Genomic DNA, 6,351 nt, shown 5'->3' with positions numbered 1-6,351 from the left:
GCACGCAAAGAATGATGATCTCCTGCTCGAAGTGTCGGCCTTTGAACAGGTCAGTCTTGCTTGGACAATTACGCATGCTGGGCAAAGACCGTCATTTTAGCCCAGCCACAAGTTTGCACCACAACCGGCGCTATGCGGTGGTAAGCCCAGGAGCGGCACAGCGAGTCAGATCAGTTCTTCACGCAACCTTTGTCGTCCTCAATCGAAGAGCGTTGCCGATCACACTGACCGAGGACAGCGCCATGGCGGTGGCGGCGATGATCGGTGACAGAAGCAGGCCGAAGACCGGGTACAGCACACCGGCCGCAATCGGAACGCCGGCGGCGTTGTAGACGAAGGCGAAGACGAGGTTCTGGCGGATGTTGGCCATCGTCGCTCGCGAGAGGCGGCGCGCCCTGACGATGCCGTTCAGGTCGCCCTTGAGCAGCGTTACGCCTGCGCTTTCGATCGCCACGTCCGTGCCTGACCCCATGGCGATCCCGACATCCGCCACGGCCAGCGCGGGCGCATCGTTCACCCCGTCGCCGGCCATGGCCACAACCTTCCCCTCCGATTTGAGGCGCTCGACCACGGCGGCCTTGCGATCCGGCAGTACATCGGCCTCGACCTCGTCGATGCCCAGACGGCGGGCGACCGCCTCGGCGGTGACACGGTTATCGCCGGTCAACATGACGATGCGGACGCCTTCGGAATGCAGCGCCTTCAGCGCCTCCTGGGTCGTCGGCTTGATGGGATCGGCGATCGCGAAGATGCCGCCGGCGCGGCCGTCGATCCCGATGTAGATCGCCGTGGCGCCGTCTTGGCGCAGCTCATCGGCCTGGCGGGCGAGTGCGCCGGCATCCACGCCGTGTTCCTCCAGGAAGGCGGCGTTGCCCAGGACGATGCGCTGTCCCTCGCTTGTGCCCAGCGCGCCCTTGCCGGTCGGCGAATCGAAGTCTGCCACGGCCGGTATCGCCAGCTTTCGTGCTTCCGCCGCCGCCACGATCGCCCGTGCGAGCGGATGTTCAGACGCCTTCTCCACGGCCGCGGCCAGGCGCAGGATCGCTTCTTCCGAAAACCCCTCGGCCGCGACGATCGCGGTCACCGCGGGCCTGCCTTCGGTCAGTGTCCCGGTCTTGTCGACCACGAGCGTGTCGATCTTCTCTATCCGTTCGAGTGCCTCGGCATTCTTGATCAGCACGCCCGCGGCCGCGCCTTTGCCGATGCCGACCATGATCGACATCGGCGTGGCCAGCCCGAGCGCGCAGGGGCAGGCGATGATGAGGACGGAAACTGCGGCGATCAGGCCATGCGCCAGGCGCGGTTCCGGGCCCCACGCCCCCCACGCGACGAATGCCAGCAGCGCCACGCCAATGACGACGGGCACGAACCAGCCCGCGACCTGGTCGGCCAAGCGCTGGATCGGCGCGCGCGAGCGCTGTGCGTCGGCGACCATCTGCACGATGCGGGCGAGCATGGTCTCGCGTCCAATCCTGTCGGCACGGATGACCAGCGCGCCGGTCTGGTTCAGCGTACCGCCCACGACGTGGTCGCCGACCGCGCGCGTCACCGGCATCGACTCGCCCGTCAGCATGGATTCGTCGAGCGACGAGCGCCCATCCTCGACCGTACCGTCCACCGGGACGGTCTCGCCGGGGCGGATCCGCAGGCGATCGCCGATCGCGACCGCGTCCAGCGGGATATCTTCCTCGCCGTCCGGTTTGATGCGCCGCGCCGTCTTCGGTGCCAGGTTCAACAGCGCCCGTATCGCGCCGGAGGTCTTCTCGCGCGCGCGCAACTCCATCACCTGTCCCAGCAGAACCAGCACGGTGATGACCGCGGCGGCCTCGTAATAGACGGCCACCGTCCCATCGGCGGCGCGGAAGGCGTCGGGAAAGATCTGCGGCGCCAGCGTCGCCACCATGCTGTAACCCCAGGCCACCCCGGTGCCCATGGCGATCAGCGTGAACATGTTGAGGTGGCGCTCGACGATGGATGCCCAGCCGCGCTGGAAGAACGGCCAGCCCGCCCAAAGCACCACCGGCGTGGCCAGCGCACACTGGATCCAGACCGACGCGCGCATCGGCAGCAGGTGATGCAGCGCGGGGATCAGATGCCCGCCCATCTCCAGCACGAACACGGGCAACGCCAGTGCCAGGCCGATCCACAGCCGCCGGGTCATGTTGGCCAGTTCGGGACTCGAACCGCCCTCCCGCGTGGCGACCAGCGGCTCCAGCGCCATGCCGCAGATCGGGCAGTTTCCCGGCCCATCGCGGCGGATCTCCGGGTGCATCGGGCAGGTCCAGCGCGTGCCTGCCGGCGCGGTTGCTGCGCCGGCAGGGACCAAGGGATGGCGGTGGGCGGGTTCGCTCTGGTGGTCATCGGCCCGGGCCGAATGGCCATGATGCGCCGGATGGGCAGGGTCCGTGTCCTGTCCAGCGGAGGCGGCTGCCGCGGCATACCGTACCGGATCGGCCTCGAACTTCGCCTTGCAGCCGCCCGAGCAAAAGAAATAGTCGGCGTGGTCGTACTCCACCTGATGCGCCGCCGTGGCGGGATCGACCGGCATGCCGCAGACCGGATCCTTGGCGTGCACAGGGGAAGCCGCCTCGCCAGCCCGGCCCTGATGCGCATGGACGCCGCGGGACGAGGCCGTGGCGGAAGGATTCGGTTGTTCAGCCATGTCGTGCCTCTCCCGCATCGGCGGGCTTGTCGATGCTCGTCAATCCGAGATCAGGTGGTATTGCTTGAGCAGTTCGGCGATCTCGGTGCCTTCGAGCTTGTTCAGCAGCAGCTTGCGCAGGAATGCGGGTCCCGGGATGTCGATACCCTTGCCGTCCCGCAAGGGCGTGATCGCGGCCAGCAGCGTTCGGATGTCGTAGGTCGAATTGAACACCTCTGGCACGCCGCGCTCGACGTTCAACAGCGTATAGACCGCTTCCATCGGCGTGCGCACCGAATATTCCGTGGTGAAGATGCAGTCGCGCTGTTTCGACTCGGCGAACTGGCCGATGAAGGCGAAGTTGACCGCGCCCTCGGGCACCACGTCGGGCCGGTCGCCGGCCTGTCGCGGCATGAAGAACGCGGTGATGTACGGCATCATGGTCGGAACGGTGCTGGCGCCGGTCGCGGCCAGTTCCGGGATCTCCTCGACGGGCACCCCCAGGTGATAGAGCCATTCCTGGGTGATCTCCTCGCCCGTGCAGTCCTGCATCGGCTTCTTCACGTAATCGCCGGGCTTGTCGACGAACAGCGCATAGAACCAGGCGATCATCTGGTCCTTCGGCTGCTTCTTGAAGTGCGGCTGGCGATGCACCGTCCAGCTGAGCAGCCACGCCGAATCCTTGACCGTGACGATGCCGGCCGAAACAACCTTGCCGGTGAAGGGATTGCGCTTGGTGATCTTCTCGACGTACTGGGCGATGCGCGGGTCGAAGGCCGTGATCGACGCCGAGGCCCATTTGGTCTCCGGGATATGGGCGCCGAACACGTCCGGCCGGCCGAAGGCCGGATCTTTGGCGGCGATGCGGCGCCACAGGTCCCAAGCCGGCGCCGGCCCTTCCCTCAGCTTTGCCGGCGTGTGGTGATCGCCATTGTCCGAGTTCTCGGTCAGCGAGCCGATGGTGACGAAGACCAAATCGTCGGGTCCCAGATCGACGCCGCCCGGCTCGCCGTTCTCGACCCAGTGGATCCGGGTCGCCTGCTTGCGGCGGGCCTGGAGTTCGAAATCCACATCGGTGACTTCCACGCCATAGCGGAACTTGACGCCGCGGTCTGTCAGCCACTTCACCAGCGGCAGGACCATCGACTCGTACTGGTTGTAGCGGTTGAACTTGAGCGAGGAGAAGTCCGCCAGGTTCGCGATGTGATGGATGAAGCGGTGCAGATAAAGCTTCATCTCCAGCGCCGAATGCCATTCCTCGAAGGCGAACATGGTGCGCCAGTAGAGCCAGAAGTTGCTCTTGAGGAAGTCTTCGCCGAAGACCTCGTTGATCCGCTTGTTCTCCATCTCCTCGCGGGTCGCCAGGAACACGGAGATCAGGTCCTTCTGCGCACGGTCGCTGAGCGTCAGCAGCGCCTTGTCCGGCACATCCTGTCCCTGATTCTGCGTCACGCGCTGAAGCGAGATGTTCGGGTCGTCCTTGTTGAGCCGGTAGAACTCGTCCAATACGCTCGCGTCCTCGATCTCCAGCGAGGGGATCGAGCGGTAGAGGTCCCAGAGGCATTCGAAGTGTTCTTCCATCTCGCGCCCACCGCGGATGACGAATCCCTTGTCCGGCACGTCCAGGCCATCGAGCGCGCCGCCCGGGATGGCCAGTTCCTCCAAGATGGTGATGCGCTCGCCGGCCACGCCACCGTCCCGGATCAGGAAGGCCGCACCGGCGAGACCGGCCAGGCCCGATCCGACGAACCACGCCGTCTTCCGGTCGGCGCCTTCGGGCTTGCGCGGACGCACGAAGGCTTCATAGTTTCCGCTGCTGTAGTGCATGCAAAACTCCTTTTCTTGGTGGTTTTGAGGGATCAGGCGGCTGGCCCGTAGACGTAGAAGCCCTCGCCGGACGCGACGCCGAGCTTGCCCTTGTCGAGGTAGTGTTCCTTCAGCCAGCCGGCGAGCTGGCGCATCTGCGCGTCGCCGTGCGAGAGGATGTTGTAGGGTGTGGTCAAGCCGATGATGTCGTAGATCTGGAACGGCCCCAGCGGCGCGCCGGTCGCGATGCGCCAGACCTTGTCCACATCGTGCGGGTCAGCGTAACCGCCGGCGGCCAGTTCCGCCGCCGCGTTGAGCAGGGGCACCAACAGCGAGTTGAGTACGTAGCCGGCCTTTTCCTTGCGCACCGGGATCGGCACCATGCCGATGGCGGAGGCGAACGCCACGACCGCGTCGAAAACGGCCGCCGAGGTGTCGGCCGTGCCCATCACTTCGGCGGTGTTGAACTTCCAGATCTGGTTGGCGAAATGCAGGGCGAGGAAGCGGTCCGGGCGACCAGTGGCGTCCTTCATTGCGCTGGGCAGCAGCGTGGAGGAGTTGGTGGCGAAGATCGTCCTTTCCGGCGCGAGGTTGCCCAGCCGGGCATAGGCGTCCTGCTTGAGTTCCAGCACCTCGGGAATCGCCTCGACGACCAGGTCCGCATCGGCCACCGCCGCGCCCAGGTCGGTGAAGAAGCGCAGTCGCCCCAGTGCGGCGTCGGCCCTGCCTTGCGCACCGGGCACTTCCTTCTCGTAGGTCTCGACCAGCGCGTCGAACCGCTGGCGCGCCTTGGCGATGACCGCATCGTCGATGTCGTAGACCGACACCTCGATACCGCTGTAGGCGGTCTGGAACGCGATCTGCGATCCCAGCACGCCCGTGCCCAGCACCGTGACCTTGCTAATGCTGCTCATCATGACGCTCCTGTTTTGCTGCCTGTTTGGCCTCGGTGTTCGCGGCCAGGCCCACGAAATATCCATCCACGACTTGCCGGACCTGCGCGCGCAAGTCGTCCATCGGTGCGTGGCCGGTGTGGGCCCCGGTGGAGGCGCGCGAGACCGCCAGATGAGCAGCGCCGAAGATCGAGATGCCGGCCACGCGCGCCAGCTCAGGGTGCGCCGGCAAGCCGCGCTCGACGGCTTGCTCCGTCAAGCGCTCAGCGACGGCGGCCTCCAGATCGGCGAGCAGCGCCAAGCCTTCGCTGCGGTACTTCTCCCCTGGCGGACCGAACATCAGCTGGCGCTGGTAGACCGCCAGGTTTTCGGCGTGCTGGCCGCCAAGCCGCAGGATCGGCGCGACCATGGCCACTGCCACATCCACCGGGTCGCGCAACGCTCGGGCCTGCGCTGCTCCCTCCGCCAAGGCCGTGCGCAGCGCCTGGTTGAGGACCATCACCAGCAGTTCGTCCTTGGACGCCGCGTAGCGGAACAAGGTGCCCGCCGCCACGTCGGCGCGCTCGGAGATCGCATGCGTCGTCACGCCTGCGAAGCCGGACTCTTCGAACAACTCCGCTGCCGCCCGGAAGATGCGGGAGTGCTTGTCCTGCATGTTCCGGTCACGCCGACCGGACCGAACTGCCATTGACGTCGATGCCATGAGGTAATAAGTGAGTAAGCTCATTTATGAGCATACTCCTTTTTTATCAAAGTCAAGCTCTCACGTGTGGCGAGGGTTCGACTGGGGTTGCCGGCTGGCGATTGCGCGGCCGCTGCGCCGATTCGGGTCAGGAAGTTCATCGGCGTGCTGCGCGCCGGGTCATCATGGACCACGCCGCAGTGGTTGTGGTGCAAACTTGTGGCTGGGCTAAAATGACGGTCTTTGCCCAGCATGCGTAATTGTCCAAGCAAGACTGACCTGTTCAAAGGCCGACACTTCGAGCAGGAGATCATCATTCTTTGCGTGCG

The 6,351-nt window shown here is 65.7% G+C and carries 4 protein-coding genes and 2 pseudogenes; 1 reads left to right on the top strand and 5 read right to left on the bottom strand.

Translation table 11 applies throughout. The features are described 5' to 3' along the window. From ACI1V7_RS28410 to ACI1V7_RS28150, 5 genes and pseudogenes are all read right to left on the bottom strand, one after another. Positions 1 to 76 (bottom strand): annotated as a pseudogene (locus ACI1V7_RS28410) (IS6 family transposase); the annotation flags it as partial. Between the two features lie 102 nt (positions 77 to 178). Next, the gene (locus ACI1V7_RS28165; RefSeq protein WP_404536002.1) at positions 179 to 2,662 is read right to left on the bottom strand and encodes a heavy metal translocating P-type ATPase; all 2,484 of its coding nucleotides are present in this window, start codon (positions 2,660 to 2,662) and stop codon (positions 179 to 181) included. 39 nt (positions 2,663 to 2,701) lie between these two features. Further along, a complete protein-coding gene (locus ACI1V7_RS28160; protein ID WP_404535999.1) occupies positions 2,702 to 4,468 on the bottom strand; it encodes an oleate hydratase in 1,767 nt (588 codons plus the stop codon). A gap of 32 nt (positions 4,469 to 4,500) precedes the next feature. Further along, positions 4,501 to 5,364: a 3-hydroxyacyl-CoA dehydrogenase gene (locus tag ACI1V7_RS28155; protein WP_404535997.1), complete on the bottom strand. Its 864-nt coding sequence runs from the start codon at positions 5,362 to 5,364 to the stop codon at positions 4,501 to 4,503. Beyond that, on the bottom strand, positions 5,348 to 5,995 hold the full coding sequence (locus ACI1V7_RS28150) for a TetR/AcrR family transcriptional regulator (RefSeq protein ID WP_404535995.1): 648 nt from the start codon (positions 5,993 to 5,995) through the stop codon (positions 5,348 to 5,350). Before ACI1V7_RS28150 ends, ACI1V7_RS28155 begins: the two co-directional genes overlap by 17 nt. A 279-nt stretch (positions 5,996 to 6,274) precedes the next feature. Here ACI1V7_RS28150 and ACI1V7_RS28405 point away from each other — a divergent pair. Beyond that, positions 6,275 to 6,351 (top strand): annotated as a pseudogene (locus ACI1V7_RS28405) (IS6 family transposase); the annotation flags it as partial.

It is taken from the genome of Massilia paldalensis (assembly GCF_044901715.1).
Classification (GTDB): domain Bacteria; phylum Pseudomonadota; class Gammaproteobacteria; order Burkholderiales; family Burkholderiaceae_D; genus Telluria; species Telluria paldalensis.
Note: the sequence above shows the minus strand (reverse complement) of the source record. Positions and strands in the feature narration are given on the sequence as shown.

Bases quoted from the DNA above. Each gene is read 5' to 3' on its own strand.
- ACI1V7_RS28165 (WP_404536002.1), bottom strand. From the start codon at position 2,662: ATGGCTGAACAACCGAATCCTTCCGCCACGGCCTCGTCCCGCGGCGTC.
- ACI1V7_RS28160 (WP_404535999.1), bottom strand. From the start codon at position 4,468: ATGCACTACAGCAGCGGAAACTATGAAGCCTTCGTGCGTCCGCGCAAG.
- ACI1V7_RS28155 (WP_404535997.1), bottom strand. From the start codon at position 5,364: ATGATGAGCAGCATTAGCAAGGTCACGGTGCTGGGCACGGGCGTGCTG.
- ACI1V7_RS28150 (WP_404535995.1), bottom strand. From the start codon at position 5,995: ATGCAGGACAAGCACTCCCGCATCTTCCGGGCGGCAGCGGAGTTGTTC.